Origin of the sequence: Amycolatopsis sp. DSM 110486, from assembly GCF_019468465.1 — a bacterium.
GTDB lineage: Bacteria > Actinomycetota > Actinomycetes > Mycobacteriales > Pseudonocardiaceae > Amycolatopsis.
In genome coordinates this window covers 10,272,141-10,290,050 of sequence record NZ_CP080519.1, presented here as the reverse complement: position 1 = coordinate 10,290,050, position 17,910 = coordinate 10,272,141, and the positions used below count along the sequence as shown (strand labels likewise).

Sequence of the window (17,910 nt, the reverse complement as noted above, 5' to 3'; positions counted from 1 at the left end):
GCATCCACGGAACTGTTCAGCCCTTGCTGTTATATCAGTGATCGCTGTACTGTTCGGCGCATGCTGACGTGCGAAACGCGGGGCGCGGCGCTGGCCCGGTTGGGCAAGGCGCTGGCCGACCCGACGCGGTGCCGAATCCTGGTGACGCTGCTGGACGGGGTTCGGTATCCCGGGCAGCTGGCCGAGCAGCTGGGCCTGAGCCGTTCGAACGTGTCGAACCATCTCGCGTGCCTGCGCGGCTGTGGCCTCGTGGTCGCGACCTACGAGGGGCGCCAGGTGCGGTACGAGCTGGCGGACGCGCACCTGGCGAAAGCGTTGAGCGAGCTGGTGCACCTGGTACTGGCGGTGGACACCGACGAGGCGTGCCTGAACGAGGTCGCGCCCACGGCGTCGTCCGCGAGCGTGAAGGCGGCCCGATGAGCGAAGCCCACGAGCGCCTGAACCTGCCACTGGCCACGCCCGAAACGGACGGCTGCATGGACGGCTGCTGCGCGCCGGCACCCCAGCCGACGACCGCGGTTCCCACCGAGCGCCGCGCTGTGCTGTCCCGCCGGGTGCGGCTGCTGGTCGGTGCCACGATCTCCTACAACGTCGTCGAGGCCGTGGTGGCGATCTCCGCGGGGTCGCTCGCTTCCTCGACGGCCCTGATCGGGTTCGGACTGGACTCGGTCATCGAGGTCGCCTCTGCCGCGGCGGTGGCGTGGCAGTTCTCCGGCCGCGATCCGGAAGCCCGCGAGCGCACCGCCTTGAAGGTGATCGCGCTGTCGTTCTTCGCGCTGGCCGCCTACGTGAGCGTCGAGTCGATCCGCGGCCTGTTCGGCGCGGAGCCGGCGGAGCACTCGACGGTGGGCATCGTGCTGGCGGCGGTGTCGCTGCTGGTGATGCCGTTCCTGTCCTACGCCCAGCGCCGCGCCGGCCGCGAACTCGGTTCCGCCAGCGCCGTGGCCGACTCCAAACAGACCCTGCTGTGCACCTACCTGTCCGGCGTCCTGCTGGTCGGGCTGCTGCTCAACTCGTTGTTCGGCTGGTCCTGGGCCGACCCCGTCGTCGCCCTCGTCATCGCCGCGGTCGCGGTCAAGGAAGGCCGCGAAGCCTGGCGCGGCGAACACTGCTGCTGAACCCGGACACCGGCCCGCCGGCCGGTGAGCGCTGGGCTTCATCAGTGTCAGAGTCGTGTCAGCCGGATGTCAGTCCCGCGGGGGATCGTGGCCGCTACCGCCACGAAATCCTTATCCCACCGTGGATCTGACAGAACGGACACCGCGATGACAGTCGATCAGGTGCACAGGCCCGCGATTCGCGTGCAGGGCCTGAAGAAGTCCTACAAGAGCCTGGAGGTGCTGCGCGGAGTCGACTTCGACGTGACGCGCGGCAGCATCTTCGCCCTGCTCGGCTCCAACGGGGCGGGCAAGACCACGATCGTGAAGATCCTCTCCACGTTGCTCAAGGCGGACGCGGGGACCGCCGGCGTCAACGGCTTCGACGTCGCCACGCAGGCGGCGAACGTGCGGGACTCCATCAGCCTCACCGGGCAGTTCGCGGCCGTCGACGAGATCCTCAGCGGGCGCGAGAACCTCGTTCTGGTCGCCCGGTTGCGGCACCTCAAGAACCCGGGTGGGATCGCCGACGACCTGCTCCGGCGGTTCTCGCTGACCGACGCGGCACCGCGGAAGGTGTCGACGTATTCGGGTGGCATGCGCCGCCGTCTCGACATCGCGATGAGCCTCATCGGGAATCCGGAGGTCATCTTCCTCGACGAGCCGACGACCGGGCTCGACCCGCAGGCCCGCATCGACGTGTGGCAGGCCATCAAGACTCTCGCCGAGCACGGGACGACCGTGCTGCTCACCACGCAGTACCTGGACGAAGCCGAACAACTCGCCGACCGGATCGCGATCCTGCACGAGGGCCGGATCATCGTAAACGGCACGCTCACCGAGCTGAAGCAGCTGCTCCCGCCCGCCAAGGTCGAATACGTCGAAAAGCAGCCGACCCTCGAGGACGTCTTCTTCGCGATCGTCGGTCACAACGGCACCGCGGACGTCGCGGCGTCGGCCCGGATCAGTGAGGAACGACGGTGACCAAACACTTCCTAGGCGACACCACTGTCCTGCTGGGACGGTCGCTGCGCCACATCACGCGCAGCGTGGACACCATCATCACGACCACGATCATGCCGATCGCCTTCCTGCTGCTGTTCGTCTACGTGTTCGGCGGCGCGATCAAGGCCGGGTCGGGTTCGTACGTGAACTACCTGCTGCCCGGCATTCTGCTCATCACGATCGCGTCGGGCATCTCCTACACCGCGTTCCGGCTCTTCCTGGACATGAAGAGCGGCATCTTCGAACGCTTCCAGTCCATGCCGATCGCCCGCTCGTCCGTGTTGTGGGCGCACGTGCTGACCTCGCTGGTCGCCAACCTGATCTCGGTCGTGGTCGTTGTGCTCGTCGCCCTCGTCATGGGCTTCCGTTCGGGAGCGGGCGTGCTGTCGTGGCTCGCGATCGCCGGCATGCTGATCCTGTTCACCTTGGCGTTGACCTGGATCGCCGTGATCCCCGGCCTCTCCGCGAAATCCGCGGACGGCGCGAGCGCGTTCGCCTACCCGCTCATCTTCCTGCCGTTCATCAGCTCGGCCTTCGTGCCCACCGACACCATGCCCGGCCCGGTGCGGGCCTTCGCCGAGCACCAGCCGGTCACGTCGATCGTCAACGCCATCCGCGACCTGTTCACCGGGCAACCGGTCGGCAGCGGCATCTGGATCGCGCTGGCCTGGTGCGTCGGCATCCTTGTCGTGGCTTACTTCTTCGCTGTCTTGACCTACCGCCGCAAGATCTCCTAGCCGACGAGGGCACGCTTTCCGGAGTGGGACGGGCGCGGTCGTCAGTGTTCGGTGAGCGATCCGGTCGCCGGGCCCAGCGTGGACCACCCCATCGTCATGACGTCGACCTCGTCGAGGAGGACGGTGCCGTTGCTGATCACCTCCCGCAGTTGGGGCAGGAACGCCCGGATCTTGTCCGGCCGGTCGATGAGCAGGACGAGGATGGGCATGTGATCGGCCATGCTCAGTAGCCGTGTCGTGTGGATCATGCGGTGCAGGCCGTACCCTTCGCAGCCGCGCAGCACCGTGGCCCCGGCGAGGCCGGCCTTGCGTGCGCGGTCGAGGATCTCGCGGTGCAGCGGTGTGTGCTGCCAGAGGTCGTCTTCGCCGATGAGGATCGTCATGCGCAACGCGGTTCCCGTGAGCTGCATCGTCATCGCACTCCCTCTCGAGTGGGTGGCCACCGCTGGACCGTGAAGGGATGGGACTCGAGCTCGTCGATCACCACCGGCGCGGTGAGCTCGAGGTCATCCAGCTGTGGCAGGAACTCCCGGATCTTCTCGGGCGAGTCGACGATGACGATCAGCAACGGCAGGTCTGCGCCGAGCGGCAGCCGACGTTGCGTGTGGATGCGCAAGTTCGCGCCGTAACCGGCGATCCCGCGAAACACGCTCGCCCCGGCCAAGCCCGCCCGGCGCGCGCGGAACACGATCTCGACGTCCAGTGGCCGGTGGTGCCAGGTGTCCCCATCGCCAAGGAAGATCGACAATCGCAGAAAGTGATTGGTTGTCGTCATGACGTCCTCCCGGTCCGCTGCAGCACGCATCGTCCAGGAAGCCATCAGCCGTCGCATCCGGCGGTTCGGGCCGTGTGGCCCCGGCGGGATCCATCGCCGCTACCAGTACATCCCCGCTGGTCCGATGGGTCAAGTACCGGGGCAGAAGATGAAGGGGCCCGCGTCAGCTCCGCGTAGCGGCCAGCACTTCGTTGAAGGCTTCAGTCGACGACGGGTGTGTGTAGATCCCGTCGCGCAGATCCGCGGCGGTCACCCCGTGCCGCATGGCCAGCGTGACCAGGTTGATCAGCTCCTGCGCGTCGACGCTCAGCAAGGCGGCGCCGAGGATCTGGTCCGTCTTCGCGTCGATCACGAATTTCATCAGCCCCCGGGTTTCTCCGAGGATCTTCGCTTTGGGCATCGCCACGATGTCCGCGACCGCTTTTTCCGCCACCTTCACCGCGTACCCCTGCTCGCGCGCCTCCCGTTCGGTGAGTCCCACTCGTGCCAAGGGGGGCGTCAGGAAGAGCGTGTAGGGGATGTGCACGCGGTCGGCAGTGGATCGGGTGCCGAGGCCGGCGAGCTGGTCGGCGACGATCCTGCTGTCGTCGAGGGAGACGTAGGTGAACTGCGGTCCGCCCTTGACGTCGCCGACCGCGAAGATGTGGGGCTGGCTGGTGCGCAGCCGATCGTCCACTTCGACCGCACCGCCGGCCGTGGTCGCCACACCCGCGAGGTCCAAGCGCAGGCCTTCCGTGGCGGGCTTGCGGCCGGCCGCGACCAGCACGGCGTCGACGACGATTGTGCTGCCGTCTTCACCCTGGCGATAGTCGAGTCGGGCGCCCTCGGCCGTCTCGGACAACCGGGTGACCTGAGCGCCGAGAACGAACCGGACTCGGGTGTCGGCCAGCACCTGTTCCGCGGCCGCCGCGACGGCGTCGTCCTCGCGGCCCAGGATGCGCGGCGCCTGGTCGAGCACCGTCACCTCGCTGCCGAACTGCGCGAACATCGACGCGAACTCGATGCCCACGTGCCCACCGCCGAGCACGGCCAACCTGCGCGGGAGGTTGTCTCGCCCGATGAGGTCGGTGCTCGTGTGAACGCGGTTGCTGTCGGCGAACCCGGGGATGGCGGGCAGGACGGGCTCGGCCCCGGTGTTGATGATGATGGTGTCGCCGGTCACGGTCAGGCGTTCGTCGCCGGCGCTGACCTCCACCGTTTTGGGGTCGACGAACGCGGCCCGTCCGGTGAGGACCGTGACGGAGTCGATCGAGTCGAGGGTGGAGAAGTTGATGCCGCGCAGCCTCGTGGTCAGGTTCCGCGTCTTTCCGACGGCTTCGCCGTGGCCGGTACCGGTTTCGGCGTGGTGGATCAGCGACTTGGTGGGCACGCACCCGACGTTGGGGCAGGTACCGCCGTACATCTGCGCCGACCGCTCGATCACGGCGACACGCTTGCCGCGCCGCCCCATCGCGGCGGCCAGTGTTTTGCCCCCTCTGCCGAATCCGATCACGACGAGATCGAAGTGCGTGGAGTCCACGGTGGACATTGCTCTCCTCCTGGCTGCGCTGTGCGTCGGGGTTCCCCTCGGGGACCCACTCAAATGTACGTACATTTGAATATAGGACGACATCCGCAGAGTGGGCCCGAGTGTGTCGGGCGCGACAGCCCGGACGAAGTGACCGTCACCTCAAGGGGCACAGGTGCTCACGCAGCACGCCTGTTCAGTCCGCCGGCACCACGTTGTGGTTTACCCGGAACATGTTGCCCGGGTCATACGTCGACTTGACGGCCGCGAGGCGTTCGTAGCGCTCCGGTCCGTAGATCGCGGCAGCGTCGAAAGCCTCTTCGGGGGCGAGGTTGTTGACCAGCCGCCGGTCGCTTTGCCAGGGCCGCATGCCCTCGAGCAGTGCGGCGACCGACTTCTTGAGCTGGTTTTCCTGCGACAGCGGACCGACCTCGACGCCCAGCAGGCTGTATGGCAGGCCCCTGGTTGCCACGGCGTTGGGCACTGCCGGCTCGCGGTCCCACGCCCCGCCCAGCGCACGCAGTTCGGCGATCCACATGGTGGTGTCGGATTCCGGGCCGACGAGTTCGATGAGCTTTTCCTGTGCCTCCGCGGGGAACTCTCGCAGCATGATGCCCCTCTCGTAGTAGGGCAACGGCTCGGTCGGCTCGTTGTGGATCGACGCGACCTCGCTGTACGGCATGTCCCGCACGGTGTCGAGGATCGCCGGAGCCACTGTCCGCAATGGAGCCACCATGCGCTCGCCGTCCTCGGCCGTGCCGTTGTACGCGAACCGCAGAGACACCGAGAACGCCCCGCGCAGCGGCTCGGGCAGTTCGGGCAGCGGTGGCAGCCGCAGCACGGCGAACGACGAGACCATGGTCTCCGGTGTGCCCGGGTGCCAGTCGGCCCAGGCCTGCAGCACGTCGGCCATCCGCTCACCGGGGAAGTAGAGGGCGCCGCCGTAGAGGCGGGGCACCGGGAACAAGTCGAACTCCAACGCGGTCACCACGGCGAAGTTGCCCTTTCCGCCGCGCAGCGCCCAGAACAGTTCGGGTTCGGACTCGGGGTCGACGTGGCGCAGTTCGCCGTCCGCGGTCACCACCTCGAGCGAGCGCACGTGGTCGGCAGCGTAGCCGTGGGAGCGGCCCAGCGTCGGGCTGAGGCCGCCGCCGAGGGTGTAACCGGAGACTCCCACCGTGGGATTCGACCCGTTGAGCGGGGCCAGTCCGACCTTCGCCGCTTCCGCAACGACCTCGGCCCACAACGCCCCGGCGCCGACCCGGGCCGTGTGGCTGACGGCGTCGATCACCAGCCAGGGACGCGGCGTCATCAGGCAGCACCGGCGGCAAAGAAGAATCGTCGAAGGTCATGGTATTTCTCCTGGTGAACTGTGAATATCGGGAAACCGGGCCGGTCGGACAAGGCCGGCGCGGCGCTGTCACCACTCAGGAAGCGTCCTGGACAACATCGTGATCAGCCCAATAGCGAACGTGCGGCAGGTCGTCGTCGAGCCAGTACGCGGTGTCCTCGGTCACCACGAGAACCTCGCCCCATTTCGCGCCGACGTCGCCGCGGCCGATGTGCGGCTCGAACGCCCACAAACCCGGCTCACACGGCCGGTCGGACTTCGGTTTCCAGAAGGGCGCGGCGCGAACGTCCAGGCGTAGAGCCGATCCGACGACGTCGCCCGCCAGATAGCTGACCGTCTGCGGGCTGAAACCCTTCACATTGAACGTCGGCAACCGCAGACCGGGCACTCGGCCGACGCGGTGCGCGATCGCGGACCCGGGGTACATCGAGTGGATGTTCACATAACCGTGATCTTGGGTGTACTCGTCCACCGCTTTGTCGATCCTGGCCTGGGCATCGCCATTGCGCACCATCTCCAGAATCATCGGACGAAAGGCGGCGAGTGCCATTCGGGTTTCGTGGAATTCTTCCGTCGGCTCGCCGAGTGTGCAAGAGTACCCGATATCGGCGGCTCCACGCCGATAGATGGGGCCGATATCGAGAATGACCGCATCGCCCTGAGTCAACCGGCGACCGCTCGGCCGATAATGTCCACTGCCACGAACCGGTTTGGCCTCGAAGAGGTCTCGCACCCGACGGGGAAGCGGCGGAAAGTCCAGGAACCGAGTACGGTCGCCGAACCAGACGAAGCCGTAGTGGAAGAAGTGGGAAACGCCACGCGCACGAAGCCAGCGCTCGAGCTTCCCGGCCGCCTGCTGCTCGGTGATCCCTTCGTGCAATTCGGCTTCGATCGCGACCGTCGCGTCGAAGGCGAGACGTTGAGCCGCCTTGAACGCAACGAGTTCTTCTTCGGTAAACAGTTCGCGGGTCAAGGTCCGGTGCCTCCGGTGGTGGCGTCGATGTTGATCAGCACCAGCGTCTGCGAGCCAGGTACGGCACTGAAGAGCAGAACCTGACGAAAATCCCACAGATCCGGACAGAATCGGACCACCTTGCCGATCCGGCGCAGTCGCGTCCGAATTTGTGGGATGCCGGTCACCCATCGCCTGGCCGGGACTTTGCCGATCACCAAAGCTGGAAGCAGGAATCCCCCGTCTCACTGGAGCCCTCGTGTGCGCAAGCGGCGACGCAGCAAGTGGATCGACCTCAGTTACTTCGTCGTCAGCGATGGCCAGTTACGACTGGGTCTGCGAAACGAACGGCGTACTGACTCGCGCCGAGCGTTCGTCCGTCCGCGCCGGCATGCGAAAATTCCTCCTGGAGACGATCGGTGGTTTCATCACGTGGCCGATGAACCGGCCACACTCGACGGAAAGCCTCTTTCCGGACGTTCCCGACACCGAAGTCGCGAGCACCGCTGTCGAGATGGCCAAGAAACAAGGCACCACGCTTCTCTTCCACGGCTACCGAACCTGGCTGCTCGGCACAGCGTTGGCCCAGGCGGACCAGACCGAGGTCGATGCGGAACTTCTCTTCGTAACGGCACTGCTGCACGACTCGGGAATGCTCGTCAGCGTGCCCGGAGAGGATTTCACGCGGCGATCTGCGGACACCGTTCTCGAGGTTTTCGACCGCGCCGGCGCGCCGCGCCGCAGAGCCCTCGAAGCCGCCGATGCCGTGGTCGCGCACGCGACACCCGGCCTCGACAGGTCCACGGACCCGATCGGCTACTACGTCCAAGCCGGTGCCATGGCCGATCTTGCCGGTATCCGCAGGTGGCAGCTGCCGCCCGGGGCCATAGGTCAAGCCTATGTCCTGTACCCGTCCCACGACATCCACCGCACTCTTTCGGCACTGGCTCGCCGAAACGCCGAAGAACTACCCGGCGGTCGAATGTCGCTGCTCGTTCCGAAACCACTGGGCAAGGCACTTCGCTTGGCACTGAATTTCTCGACCGGATGACCGGCACGAATTCTATGGCCTGCCCGTGCTCTTGAACCGGTCGCGATACTGACTCGGCGAGAGCCCCAATCGAGCCACAAAGGTGCGGCGCATCGTCTCCGGGCTCCCGAATCCCGCGCCCGCCGCCGCCTCTTCGACGTTGTGTCCTGAATCCAGCAGCGACTTCGCGTGATCAAGCCTGACTTTCTCGACATATCTCGCGGGCGTCATGTCGAACTCCGCCTGGAAGAGCCGGATGAGGTGCCGAGCGCTCACCCCGACCCGGTCGGCGAGCCGGCCGGCGCTGTGATCCAGGCCGGGGTCCGCGGAAATGAGATCGACGACGTCTCGCAGCGTCGGCGTCCGCGCGGGCTTGATCTCCAGAGGGGCAGAGAACTGCGACTGGCCACCGGGGCGTTGCATGAAAACGACAAGGTTTCGAGCAACGGCACGCGCGAGGTCAGGGCCGTTGTCGGCCTCGACCAAGGCCAGGGCGAGGTCGATCCCGGCGGACACCCCCGCCGACGTGAACACACCTCGGTCCTCGACGAAGAGAGCATCCGGGAGGACGTCGACGTCCGGGAACGCACGAGCGAAAAGCTGCGCGTGGCGCCAATGTGTGGTTGCCCGACGCCCGGACAACGCGCCCGCGGTGGCCAGGGCGAAGGATCCCGTGCAAATGGAGACGAGCCGGCGGGTCCGCTCGCGAAGCACCCGGATGGCAGCCACGAGCTCGGGATCGATGGGGGCGCCGACAAGGACATCGCCGCCGCAGACCACGACGGTGTCCGCGCGCGCCACGCTGGCGGCGGGACCGTCGACGGGCATGGTCGACCCGGTCGAGGTGGCCACGGCCTCACCCGAAGGTGACACATAGGACAGCGAGTAGTCCGCCCCGAAGAGGTTCGCTTCGGCGAAGACCTCTGCCGGCCCGGCCACGTCCAGGCTTTTCACCCCGTCGAAGATGACGAACACCACGTTCCTCGAGCTGGGCACTGACCTGACCTCGCAATCGTCGAACCCGGCGCGCGGTTGCCGAAGCGCCGGGTTGTCCGAAGCGTTGCATCCCTGGCTCCCCATGCCGAACCGATGTCCGGATCTGTGGGAACCCGGTCGGTTTTCGCTCTGCAGCACAGCTCACCACTGCCGGCAGACTGACAGAGTCCGCCCGGAAGTCGTGGTAGGGCAACGCTTCCTGCTCGGTCGGCCGACCCCCTCGTCGAACCAGCAGGAAACTCGTCGACGACAACGCGAAGGACAGACACCGGAATCACGCGAAACCAGGTTGATCCGGTTTCACGCCGACTTCGGGTCGGGCAGATCAGCGTGGGGGAACGAACCGGGTCGATAAGGAAAGCGGTGCCACGTTTCTCGGCCGTTCGCCGATCACCGGCGACATGACCACGCTCCCCGCACCGCCCGTCGGGCGCGCTCCCGGCGCGCTGGGCCGCTGGCTCGCCGGCGGTGCGCTCGTGGCCGTGACCGCCGGCCTCGCTCACCTGCTCTCGGCGGCCGGTAGCTCGCTGCCGCACGTGCTTCCCGGCTACGACGTGTGGCAGGAGCAGGCGTACGCCCGGATTCCCCCGTTCCTGCGCTGGTGCCTCGGCGACACGACCGAGGCGCAGTCGTTCAAAACCGATCTCGGCGGGCTCGGCCTGCTCGCCGGCGGCTGGATCGCCCACGTCGCGGCGACCCGGCGGCGCCGCTGGGCCGGGTTCCCGATCGCTGCCGGCACCGGGTTGTGGCCGTGGCTCACCGGATCGGCGCTGCTCGGGCTGCTGCTGTCGAACCTCGCGTGGGGCTGGACGATCCCCGCCACGGGCGCGTGGCAGCCGACGTTCGTCGCGTTCGTGTCGATCCCGCCCGCGGTCGTGCTGATCTACGGGCCGGGCTGGCGGGTGGCCCTCACCGGCGCGGTCCTCGGTGTCATGCTGACGACGCCGATCGCGATCGGACTGGTCCAGTTCGTGTGCTACCCACTGGGGCTGCCCACCTCGATCGGCACCGCCAGTGGGATGTGGCTCAGTGCGCTGCTCGCGTTCCCGCTGTGCCGGATACTGCCGTGGTTCCCACAGCTGCCGACACCGGCACCCGATCCGGTCGATCCGTCACGCCAAGGACCTGCGTGGGTCGTCCGCCGCGTACTTGCCGACTTCACCGAAGCACCGTTCCACGGCAACGAAATCAGCTCGGCCGGCCTGCTCGTCGGCACGCTGCTCACGTACCTGCTCAACCCGCTGACCCCGGCGCACGGCACCGCGCTGCTCCCGGCACTGCTCACCACCCAGGTCCTGACCTCGACGCTCGGCGTCCTGCTCTACCGCCGCCAGTGGGCCCGACACGGCTGGTACCCGACTTTTGTCCCCCTGGTCTCCGTCGCACCCGCCGTAGTGCTCACCTACGGCCCCACCGTCCCGACCATCGTGGGCGGCGCCGTCCTGGGCGCGATCCTCGCTCCGCCCCTCGCCGCGTACACCTCACGAAGGCTCCCGGACGCGTTCCACCCCTTCGTGGGCAACGTCGTGTCCATGACGGTGTGCACGGCAGCGGTGGTCCCTGCGCTCGGGTTGCTTCCCGGATTCGTCCGCTGAGGGGAACCAACGCGGGCTCCGTCGGGCCGAGGACTACACGCGCGAGCGTCGTCTGCGCCTCGATCGGTGCGTTCGAGGCGCAGACCGAGCCGAGTCGGTGGCATCGCTCGGTCGGTACTTCAATCAGGGTGACGGTGCACCGCTGTACGCCGGCCGCTGAGCAGCCGGTCGAGCAGGACAGTGAAGCTGGTCGCCGATGCCCACCACGGCCGGCCGGTTCCACGATCCACCCAGCCTGAGCCGAGGGTGAGCATCCCGATAGGGGAGGCCCACCCCCGTTGTGTCACAGCAGTGCGTCCAGGGTGATCGGCAGGGACCGCACTCGTACCCCGGTTGCGTGGTGCACCGCGTTGGCGACCGCGGCAGCCACGCCCACCAAGCCGACCTCGCCGACCCCTTTGGTCCCGATCGGGTTCATGCGGTCGGGCTCGCCGACGAAGGTGACGTCGATGTCGGGGATGTCCGCGTGCACGGGGACGAGGTAGTCGCCGAAGGTCGCGTTCGTGATGCGGCCGGTGGTCGGGTCGGTGACCGTGTCCTCGAACAGCGCCATGCCGATGCCGCCGATCACGCCGCCGATGATCTGGCTGGTGGACGTCTTCTCGTTGAGAATGCGGCCACCGTCGATCACCGACACCACGCGCGTCACGCGGACCAGGCCGAGGTCCTCGTCGACCCGGACCTCGGCGAAGTGCGCTCCGAACGCGCCCGCGGGTGCCATGCCGAGGTCACGGGGATCGGCCGGGGTGCTGCTCCCTTCGGCGGAGAGGTCCGGCAGTCCGTGGCGGGCCAGGATGGCGGTGTAGGTTTCGGCGCGCTCCGGCTCGTCGCGCCGCCGGAGCCGTCCGCCGGCGGCGACCACGTCCGCGGGGTCACTGCCGCGCAATGGCGATCGGGCGTCGTCGCGCACGAGGTCGAGCAGCGCGCCGAGCAACCGCGCACATGCGTCGTGGACGGCCGAGCCGAGCGCGCCGGTGAGGCCGGACCCGCCCGCCTGGGGTGCCTTCGGCAGGTCCGAGTCGCCAAGCTCGAAACGCACTCGCTCCGGTGGTAAGCCGAGCAGCTCCGCCGAGAGCTGGGTCATCACCGTGTAGGTACCTGTGCCGATGTCGATGGCCGCGCTGCTGACGGTGGCCTGCCCGTCGGCCGCCACCGTCGCTCGTGCCGAGCACGGCGCTTGGTACCACGGGTAGCTCACGCCCGCCATGCCCTGGCCGACCAGCCAGTGCCCGTCGCGCAGGGTGCGCGGCTCGGCCGGGCGCCGGGACCATCCGAACCGCTCGGCGCCCACGGTGCAGCACTCCCGCAATGCCTTGCCCGACCACGGCAGGCCCAGCGCGGGATGCGTGTCGGCGTAGTTGCGCAGCCGCAGGTCCACCGGGTCCATGCGGAGTGCCAGCGCCAGTTCGTCCATCGCGGATTCGAGCGCGAAGTTCCCCTGTGCCTCGGCCGGCGCCCGCATCGACACCGGCGCCGGGATGTTCACCCGCACCTGCTGGTCCCACGTGCGGACGTTCGGGCAGGCGTAGGCCACGGCCGAGCCCGCTGCGAAGGGTTCGTAGTCGTCGTCCTCGACGGCCAGCAGCGAGCGGCTGCGGTGCTCCAGCGCCAGCAGACGGCCGTCGGCGCTCGCGCCGAGCCGCACCCGCTGGACGCCTTTGGGCCGGTGGCCGACCGAAGTGAACATCTGCGGCCGGGTCAGTACGAGCTTCACCGGCCGGCCCAGTTCACGTGCCGCCATCGCGGCGAGGATCACGTGCGGCCACGCCCGCAGACCGGCACCGAATCCGCCGCCGACAAACGGGCTGAGCACCCGCACCGACTCCTCGGGCAGGCCGAAGACCACCGCGAGCGTCTCCTGCACCATCGACGGCCACTGCGTCGAGTCGTGCACCGTGAGCCGATCGCCTTCCCACTCGGCGAGCGTGGCGAACAGGCCCAGCGGGTTGTTGGTGTTGTCCGACGTGGCGTATTCGGCCTCGACCGTCACGTGCGCCGCGGCCAGACCCGCCGCGAGGTCACCTCGCTCGCGGTCCAGGCCCCACGGGTTGTCGACGATGACCGCACGAGGATCTTCCGGGTCGAGGACCGGTTCGGCGGCCGCGTACTCGACGCGCACCAGGGCCGCGGCCGCATCGGCCTGTTCGCGGGTCTCCGCGACGACCAGCGCGACGTGCTGCCCGTGGTGCAGCACGCGGTCGTCCTGCAGCGGAGCCGGCGGCGACGAGCCCAGTGGGGTCATCGGCCCCCGCGCCAGCGAGGGTGCGTTCAGATGGCTGAACACCTTCACCGCTCCGGGTGCCGCTTCGGCGGTGGCCGCGTCGATCGCGGTGATCCGGCCCGCCGCGATGGTGCTCCGTACGAGGACGGCGTGCACTTGTCCGGGCGCGCTGAAGTCCGACGAGTAGGGCGCCTGACCGCTGACTTTGCGGGGTCCGTCGACCCGGTTGAGCCCGGCGCCGATGAACGGCAGCGCCTGGAAGGTGGTCATCGGGACATCTCCGATACCGTCTGGAGCTGCCGGACCAGAGCCCGCTCGGCCAGCTCGACCTTGAACGCGGTGCCCGGCACGGTCCACGCCCCGGTGACCGCGGCGTCCGCGGCCTCGCGGTAGCTCGCCTCGGTCGCCGGCGCGCCTCGCAGCACCTCCTCGGCCGCCAGGGCCCGCCAGGGCTTCGAACCGACGCCGCCGAGGCCGATCCTCGCCTTGCTCACGACTCCGTCCTCGATCTCGAGAGCTGCCGCCACCGAGACCAGGGCGAACTCGTACGACACCCGGTCCCGGACCTTCAGGTAGCCCGAGCGCATGGTCTCCGGCAACAGCGGGATCTCGACCTCCGTGATCAGCTCACCGTGTGCCAGCACGGTTTCGGAGCTCGGCGTCGTGCCCGCCTCCAGGTAGAACTCCGTAAGCGGCACGGTCCGCGTTCCCCGGGCGCTCTCAAGGTGCACCACGGCGTCCAGCGCCACCAGGGCCACGGCGAGGTCGGACGCGTGCAGGGCGATGCACCGCTCGCTGACGCCGAGGATGGCGTGCATCCGGGCGGGTCCGGCGACGGCGGCGCAGCCGGAGCCCGGCGCACGCTTGTTGCAGGCGGCGACCGCCGGGTCGCGGAAGTAGCGGCAGCGCGTGCGCTGCAGGAGGTTGCCGCCGATCGTGGCCATGTTCCGCAGCTGCACGGAGGCTCCGAGCAGGAGCGCCTCGCGCACCACGGGCAGCCGGTGCGTGACGAGCGGATCCGCGGCCAGCTCCTCCATTGTGGTCAGTGCGCCGACGTGCAGCGAGTGCCCGGTGCCGAGGACCCCGCGCAGCGGCAGCCGGGTGATGTCGACCAGTCGATCGGGTGCGAGGACTCCGTCTTTCATCAGGTCGACCTGGGTGGTGCCTCCGGCGAGGTAGGCGGCGCCGGCGCGCTCCGATGCCGCCAGCGCGTCGCCTACCTCGGACGTCCGGACGTACTCAAACGCGCGCATCGGTACCTCCGATGTCCGCCACTTCCCGGATCGCGGCCACGATGTTGGGGTATGCGGCGCAGCGGCAGAGGTTCCCGCTCATGAACTCGCGGATGTCCTCGTCGGTCTTCGCGCGGCCTTCGGCCAGCAGTGCCACGGCCGACATGATCTGGCCGGGTGTGCAGTAGCCGCACTGGAATGCGTCGTGCCGGACGAACGCATCCTGCATCGGGTGCGCGCGCCCGTCGCGGGAGAGCCCCTCGATGGTGGTCACCTCACGGCCTTCGCATTGGGCGACGAGCGTCAGGCACGAAAGCACCCGGTGCCCGTCGGCGAGCACCGTGCACGCGCCACACGCGCCCTGGTCACAGCCCTTCTTCGTGCCCGTGAGGTCCAGCCGGTCACGCAGAGCGTCGAGCAGCGTGACGCGCGAGTCGGCGACCACCACCCTCGGTTCTCCGTTCACGACGAGTGCCGTGGTGGTCTCGGTGGCGCCTGGGGCGAGAGTCCGCGACGCCGTGCTCAGCTTGGGCGTAGAGGTCATCCGTTCAGAGTGGGCCGCGGCGGCCGTCGCCGGACCCGGGAGTCACCCCGGTCGGCCTCGGTCGGGCCCGGGGTGGGCCGGCTTCGCCCACGTGCGCAGCTGTTTGCGCGACGTGACGCCGAGCTTGCCGAAGACCTTGCCCAGGTGCCATTCCACCGTGCGCGGACTGAGGAACAGCCGTGTCCCGATCTCGGCATTCGACAGTCCTTCCCGCACCAGCCAGGCGATCTGCACTTCTTGCGCGGTGAGCTCGGAACTTCCTTCGACAGCGGGCCGGCGCGGCAGTTCCCCGCCCGGACGCAGCTCCCGCTCCGCCCGGCGCGCGAACGCGGCCATCCCCATCTCCGTGAACAGGCGGTGTGCGGTCCGCAGCTGCTCGCGCGCGGCCCGCCGCCGCCGGTTGCGGCGCAGCCACTCGCCGTACAGCAGGTGGGCTCTGGCCAGTTCGCCACGCACGCGCGTCCGGCCGAGCCGTTCGACGGACTCCACGTAGTTGTCCTCGGCGACCGAGCCTTCGGTGACCAGTGCCCGGCAGCGGGCCTCGATGCCGAGTGCCCATTCGGTGCCACTGACCCTGGTGTGCGCCGAAAGCCGTCGGAACGCCTGGGCGGCTTCATCCGGCTGCCCGTTCCGGGCCGTCGCTTCGACGCGTTCGGCCAACATCCACAGGCCGGCTCCGACCAGCAGCTGTTCCTGCCCCGCGAGGTCGGTTGCGGCCACCGCGTCGGCGTAGCGGCCCACGCTGTTGCCCAGCAGCGCCTCCGCCCACGCGTAGATCTGCGCGCCGGCGCCCTCACCGCGAGCCAGCACCTCGCCGCGGGTGGCGGCGACCATCGCCGAAGTCTCTTCCTCGCGGCCCTGCCAAGCGGCGAGCATGACCGCTCCGTAAGGCGCGAGGCCGACGCCGATCGCCTCGGCCAGCACGTCGATCTCACCGACCAGCGCGGCGGCCTCGGCCAGCTCGCCCAGGACCACGTGCACCGCCACCCGCGAGGTCACGGCCAGCGGCAACGTGGTGAGCGCCCCGGCCGCACGGGCCCGCTCAACGTGGTGCGTCGCGAGCCGCTCCCAGCTCCGGTAGTCCCACAGGTCGGGTGCGGTAGTGCCGGCCAGCCAGAGCCAGCTCAGCTCGTCCACGCCGGCGTCGGCCTCGTCGCAGAACGCCCGCAGGGCCCGTTTCAACAGTTCGCTGCCGGCCGCGAGCTCACCGGTGTCGCGAGCGGCCAGGCCGTCGAGGAGCAGGTCCGCCGGGGTGGGCGGGCCCGGCGGGGCGGGCGCGCGCCGGGCCGCTTCCGCCACCTCCACGACGTTGCCGCCGACCGCGAGGTGGAGCGCGAACCGCGCTGCCGACAGGGCCTGCAAATAGGTGTCTCTGGCCAGGCGCGTGTCGAACGACTCCAGCTGCTGAGCGGTCTTGAGCAGCAGCATGGGCGCCTCCGCACCCCGGCTGACCGCGAACGCCACCTCGGCTCTGAGCAGGTTGACCTTCGCGTGGCGCAGGTCGTCGAAGCGGCCCGCCTGTGCCACCGACAGCAGGCCGAGCGCCATCTCGGGCGCGCCCGCGTCGAACGCCGCCCGCGCGGCGGTGAGCGCCCGCTCCGCCCGGCTCACCGGGTCGCGGGTCAGCTCGACGGCACGAGCCAGGAACGCCGCCGCGGCGGGAAGGCCGCCTCGGGCCTGCGCACGGGTCGCCGACCGGGTCAGCTCGGCCGCGACCTCCTCGTCCGGCCCGGCGACGGCCCGGGCCCGGTGCCACGCCCTGCGGTCCGGATCGGACTCGGGGTTCGTGCACTCCGCGAGCGCCCGGTGGGCACGCTGCCGCTGCTGCTCCGTGGCACCGTCGTATACCGCCGAGCGCACGAGCGGGTGCCGGAACCCCACCCGCGCGCCGAATTCGACGAGGCCCGCCGACACCGCGGGGGCTGCCGCGTCGACCCCCACACCCAGCCGTTCGGCGGCACTCCACACCAGCACCGCGTCGCCGAGCGGGTCGGCCGCCGCGACCAGCAGAAGCCACCGGGACGCTTCCGGCAATCGCATGACCCGCTCCTGGAAACTCGCCTCGATCCGGCCCGGCGAATCCCGGGCGGCCGGCAGGCCGAATCCGCCGGCGAGTTCCGAGGGCGGCATGCTCCGCGGCAACTCCAGCAACGCCAGCGGATTTCCCCCGGCGTCCGCGACGATCTGTTCCACCACGCGCTCGTCCACCGGCCCCGGCAGCGCCGTCCGCAACAGGGCCCGGGCATCCCCGGCGGGCAGACCCAGGACCGGCAGCTCGGTGACGCCGATCAACACGGCAGCCGGCATCTGTTCTCGCGTCGCGAAGATCAAGCCCACGGATTCGGCGAACAGCCTGCGCGCCGCGATCGCCAACGCATGAGTTGAAGCGTGATCGAGCCACTGCAAGTCGTCGATCAGGCACACCAGCGGACGCTCGGCCCCGGCGTCGGCCAGCAGGCCCAGCACGGCCAGCCCGACGAGGAGCCGGTCCGGCGCCGAACCCGCGGTCAGGCCGAAGGCAGTGCTCAGCGCCTGACGCTGCGGTGCCGGCAGCGTGTCCAGCTTGTCCAGCAGGGGCACGCACAGCTGGTGCAGCCCGGCGAACGGCAGTTCCATCTCGGCCTCGACGCCGGCCGTGCGCAACACCCGGCACTCCGCGGCGTGAGCGGCGGCGTACCGCAGCAGCGCGGTCTTGCCCGCACCGGGTTCGCCGACCAGCAGCAGTGCACGGCCCTGCCCCGCCCGGACGGCTCCGACGAGCCTGTCGAGCGTTGCGCACTCTCGGTGCCGGCCCAGCAGCACCTGATCGCCTCCGTCCACCAGATCCGCGGCTGACCCACGTCGACGTGGCGCTGCCGCGGAGGACCA

General features: G+C 69.3%; 17 protein-coding genes. 6 read left to right on the top strand and 11 right to left on the bottom strand.

Annotated features, from left to right (window positions below; all coding sequences use genetic code 11):
- Nucleotides 1-60: 60 nt before the first annotated feature.
- From K1T34_RS49635 to K1T34_RS49620, 4 genes are all read left to right on the top strand, one after another.
- Nucleotides 61-420 (top strand): helix-turn-helix transcriptional regulator, encoded by a 360-nt coding sequence (locus K1T34_RS49635; protein ID WP_220241704.1) that lies wholly within the window; start codon nt 61-63, stop codon nt 418-420.
- Nucleotides 417-1,118, top strand: coding sequence for a cation transporter (locus K1T34_RS49630; protein ID WP_370643575.1), 702 nt, complete (start codon nt 417-419; stop codon nt 1,116-1,118). The genes K1T34_RS49635 and K1T34_RS49630 overlap by 4 nt, the downstream gene beginning before the upstream one ends.
- Before the next feature lie 147 nt (nt 1,119-1,265).
- Entirely contained in the window at nt 1,266-2,081 is an 816-nt protein-coding gene (locus tag K1T34_RS49625; protein WP_220241703.1) for an ABC transporter ATP-binding protein, read from the top strand.
- Nucleotides 2,078-2,839: an ABC transporter permease gene (locus K1T34_RS49620; RefSeq protein ID WP_220241702.1), complete on the top strand. Its 762-nt coding sequence runs from the start codon at nt 2,078-2,080 to the stop codon at nt 2,837-2,839. The genes K1T34_RS49625 and K1T34_RS49620 overlap by 4 nt, the downstream gene beginning before the upstream one ends.
- A 41-nt stretch (nt 2,840-2,880) precedes the next feature.
- Here K1T34_RS49620 and K1T34_RS49615 read toward each other — a convergent pair whose 3' ends face one another.
- From K1T34_RS49615 to K1T34_RS49590, 6 genes are all read right to left on the bottom strand, one after another.
- Entirely contained in the window at nt 2,881-3,255 is a 375-nt protein-coding gene (locus tag K1T34_RS49615; RefSeq protein ID WP_354868271.1) for a DUF190 domain-containing protein, read from the bottom strand.
- The gene (locus tag K1T34_RS49610) at nt 3,252-3,659 is read right to left on the bottom strand and encodes a DUF190 domain-containing protein (RefSeq protein WP_370643574.1); all 408 of its coding nucleotides are present in this window, start codon (nt 3,657-3,659) and stop codon (nt 3,252-3,254) included. The genes K1T34_RS49615 and K1T34_RS49610 overlap by 4 nt, the downstream gene beginning before the upstream one ends.
- A 118-nt stretch (nt 3,660-3,777) precedes the next feature.
- Complete coding sequence (locus K1T34_RS49605; protein ID WP_220241701.1) at nt 3,778-5,142, bottom strand: FAD-dependent oxidoreductase; 1,365 nt, start codon at nt 5,140-5,142, stop codon at nt 3,778-3,780.
- Between the two features lie 175 nt (nt 5,143-5,317).
- Entirely contained in the window at nt 5,318-6,433 is a 1,116-nt protein-coding gene (locus K1T34_RS49600; protein WP_220247824.1) for an FAD-binding oxidoreductase, read from the bottom strand.
- 115 nt (nt 6,434-6,548) lie between these two features.
- Complete coding sequence (locus tag K1T34_RS49595; protein WP_220241700.1) at nt 6,549-7,445, bottom strand: M24 family metallopeptidase; 897 nt, start codon at nt 7,443-7,445, stop codon at nt 6,549-6,551.
- A complete protein-coding gene (locus K1T34_RS49590; protein ID WP_220241699.1) occupies nt 7,442-7,612 on the bottom strand; it encodes a hypothetical protein in 171 nt (56 codons plus the stop codon). Before K1T34_RS49590 ends, K1T34_RS49595 begins: the two co-directional genes overlap by 4 nt.
- A gap of 128 nt (nt 7,613-7,740) precedes the next feature.
- Here K1T34_RS49590 and K1T34_RS49585 point away from each other — a divergent pair, with 128 nt between their 5' ends.
- Nucleotides 7,741-8,475, top strand: a complete 735-nt coding sequence (locus tag K1T34_RS49585; RefSeq protein ID WP_220241698.1) for a hypothetical protein — start codon at nt 7,741-7,743, stop codon at nt 8,473-8,475.
- A gap of 12 nt (nt 8,476-8,487) precedes the next feature.
- Here K1T34_RS49585 and K1T34_RS49580 read toward each other — a convergent pair whose 3' ends face one another.
- A complete protein-coding gene (locus K1T34_RS49580; protein ID WP_360586829.1) occupies nt 8,488-9,429 on the bottom strand; it encodes a GlxA family transcriptional regulator in 942 nt (313 codons plus the stop codon).
- A 422-nt stretch (nt 9,430-9,851) separates the two neighbouring features.
- Here K1T34_RS49580 and K1T34_RS49575 point away from each other — a divergent pair, with 422 nt between their 5' ends.
- The gene (locus K1T34_RS49575; RefSeq protein ID WP_220241696.1) at nt 9,852-11,045 is read left to right on the top strand and encodes a hypothetical protein; all 1,194 of its coding nucleotides are present in this window, start codon (nt 9,852-9,854) and stop codon (nt 11,043-11,045) included.
- A gap of 283 nt (nt 11,046-11,328) precedes the next feature.
- On the opposite strand, the gene K1T34_RS49570 is transcribed toward K1T34_RS49575, so the two are convergent.
- From K1T34_RS49570 to K1T34_RS49555, 4 genes are read right to left on the bottom strand one after another with little or no spacing between them, the layout of a single operon-like run.
- Nucleotides 11,329-13,536, bottom strand: coding sequence for a xanthine dehydrogenase family protein molybdopterin-binding subunit (locus tag K1T34_RS49570; protein WP_220241695.1), 2,208 nt, complete (start codon nt 13,534-13,536; stop codon nt 11,329-11,331).
- Nucleotides 13,533-14,519: a xanthine dehydrogenase family protein subunit M gene (locus tag K1T34_RS49565; RefSeq protein WP_220241694.1), complete on the bottom strand. Its 987-nt coding sequence runs from the start codon at nt 14,517-14,519 to the stop codon at nt 13,533-13,535. The genes K1T34_RS49570 and K1T34_RS49565 overlap by 4 nt, the downstream gene beginning before the upstream one ends.
- The gene (locus K1T34_RS49560; RefSeq protein WP_220241693.1) at nt 14,506-15,042 is read right to left on the bottom strand and encodes a (2Fe-2S)-binding protein; all 537 of its coding nucleotides are present in this window, start codon (nt 15,040-15,042) and stop codon (nt 14,506-14,508) included. The genes K1T34_RS49565 and K1T34_RS49560 overlap by 14 nt, the downstream gene beginning before the upstream one ends.
- A gap of 42 nt (nt 15,043-15,084) precedes the next feature.
- Nucleotides 15,085-17,862 carry an AAA family ATPase gene (locus tag K1T34_RS49555; RefSeq protein WP_255638150.1) on the bottom strand — a complete coding sequence of 926 codons (2,778 nt, stop codon included), beginning with the start codon at nt 17,860-17,862 and terminating at the stop codon, nt 15,085-15,087.
- Nucleotides 17,863-17,910: the final 48 nt, after the last annotated feature.

Excerpts from the sequence above, each read along its gene's own strand:
- K1T34_RS49635 (WP_220241704.1), top strand. The coding sequence starts at position 61 with ATGCTGACGTGCGAAACGCGGGGCGCGGCGCTGGCCCGGTTGGGCAAG.
- K1T34_RS49630 (WP_370643575.1), top strand. The coding sequence starts at position 417 with ATGAGCGAAGCCCACGAGCGCCTGAACCTGCCACTGGCCACGCCCGAA.
- K1T34_RS49625 (WP_220241703.1), top strand. The coding sequence starts at position 1,266 with ATGACAGTCGATCAGGTGCACAGGCCCGCGATTCGCGTGCAGGGCCTG.
- K1T34_RS49615 (WP_354868271.1), bottom strand. The coding sequence starts at position 3,255 with ATGACGATGCAGCTCACGGGAACCGCGTTGCGCATGACGATCCTCATC.
- K1T34_RS49610 (WP_370643574.1), bottom strand. The coding sequence starts at position 3,659 with ATGGCTTCCTGGACGATGCGTGCTGCAGCGGACCGGGAGGACGTCATG.
- K1T34_RS49605 (WP_220241701.1), bottom strand. The coding sequence starts at position 5,142 with ATGTCCACCGTGGACTCCACGCACTTCGATCTCGTCGTGATCGGATTC.
- K1T34_RS49600 (WP_220247824.1), bottom strand. The coding sequence starts at position 6,433 with ATGACGCCGCGTCCCTGGCTGGTGATCGACGCCGTCAGCCACACGGCC.
- K1T34_RS49585 (WP_220241698.1), top strand. The coding sequence starts at position 7,741 with ATGGCCAGTTACGACTGGGTCTGCGAAACGAACGGCGTACTGACTCGC.
- K1T34_RS49575 (WP_220241696.1), top strand. The coding sequence starts at position 9,852 with ATGACCACGCTCCCCGCACCGCCCGTCGGGCGCGCTCCCGGCGCGCTG.
- K1T34_RS49570 (WP_220241695.1), bottom strand. The coding sequence starts at position 13,536 with ATGACCACCTTCCAGGCGCTGCCGTTCATCGGCGCCGGGCTCAACCGG.
- K1T34_RS49565 (WP_220241694.1), bottom strand. The coding sequence starts at position 14,519 with ATGCGCGCGTTTGAGTACGTCCGGACGTCCGAGGTAGGCGACGCGCTG.
- K1T34_RS49560 (WP_220241693.1), bottom strand. The coding sequence starts at position 15,042 with ATGACCTCTACGCCCAAGCTGAGCACGGCGTCGCGGACTCTCGCCCCA.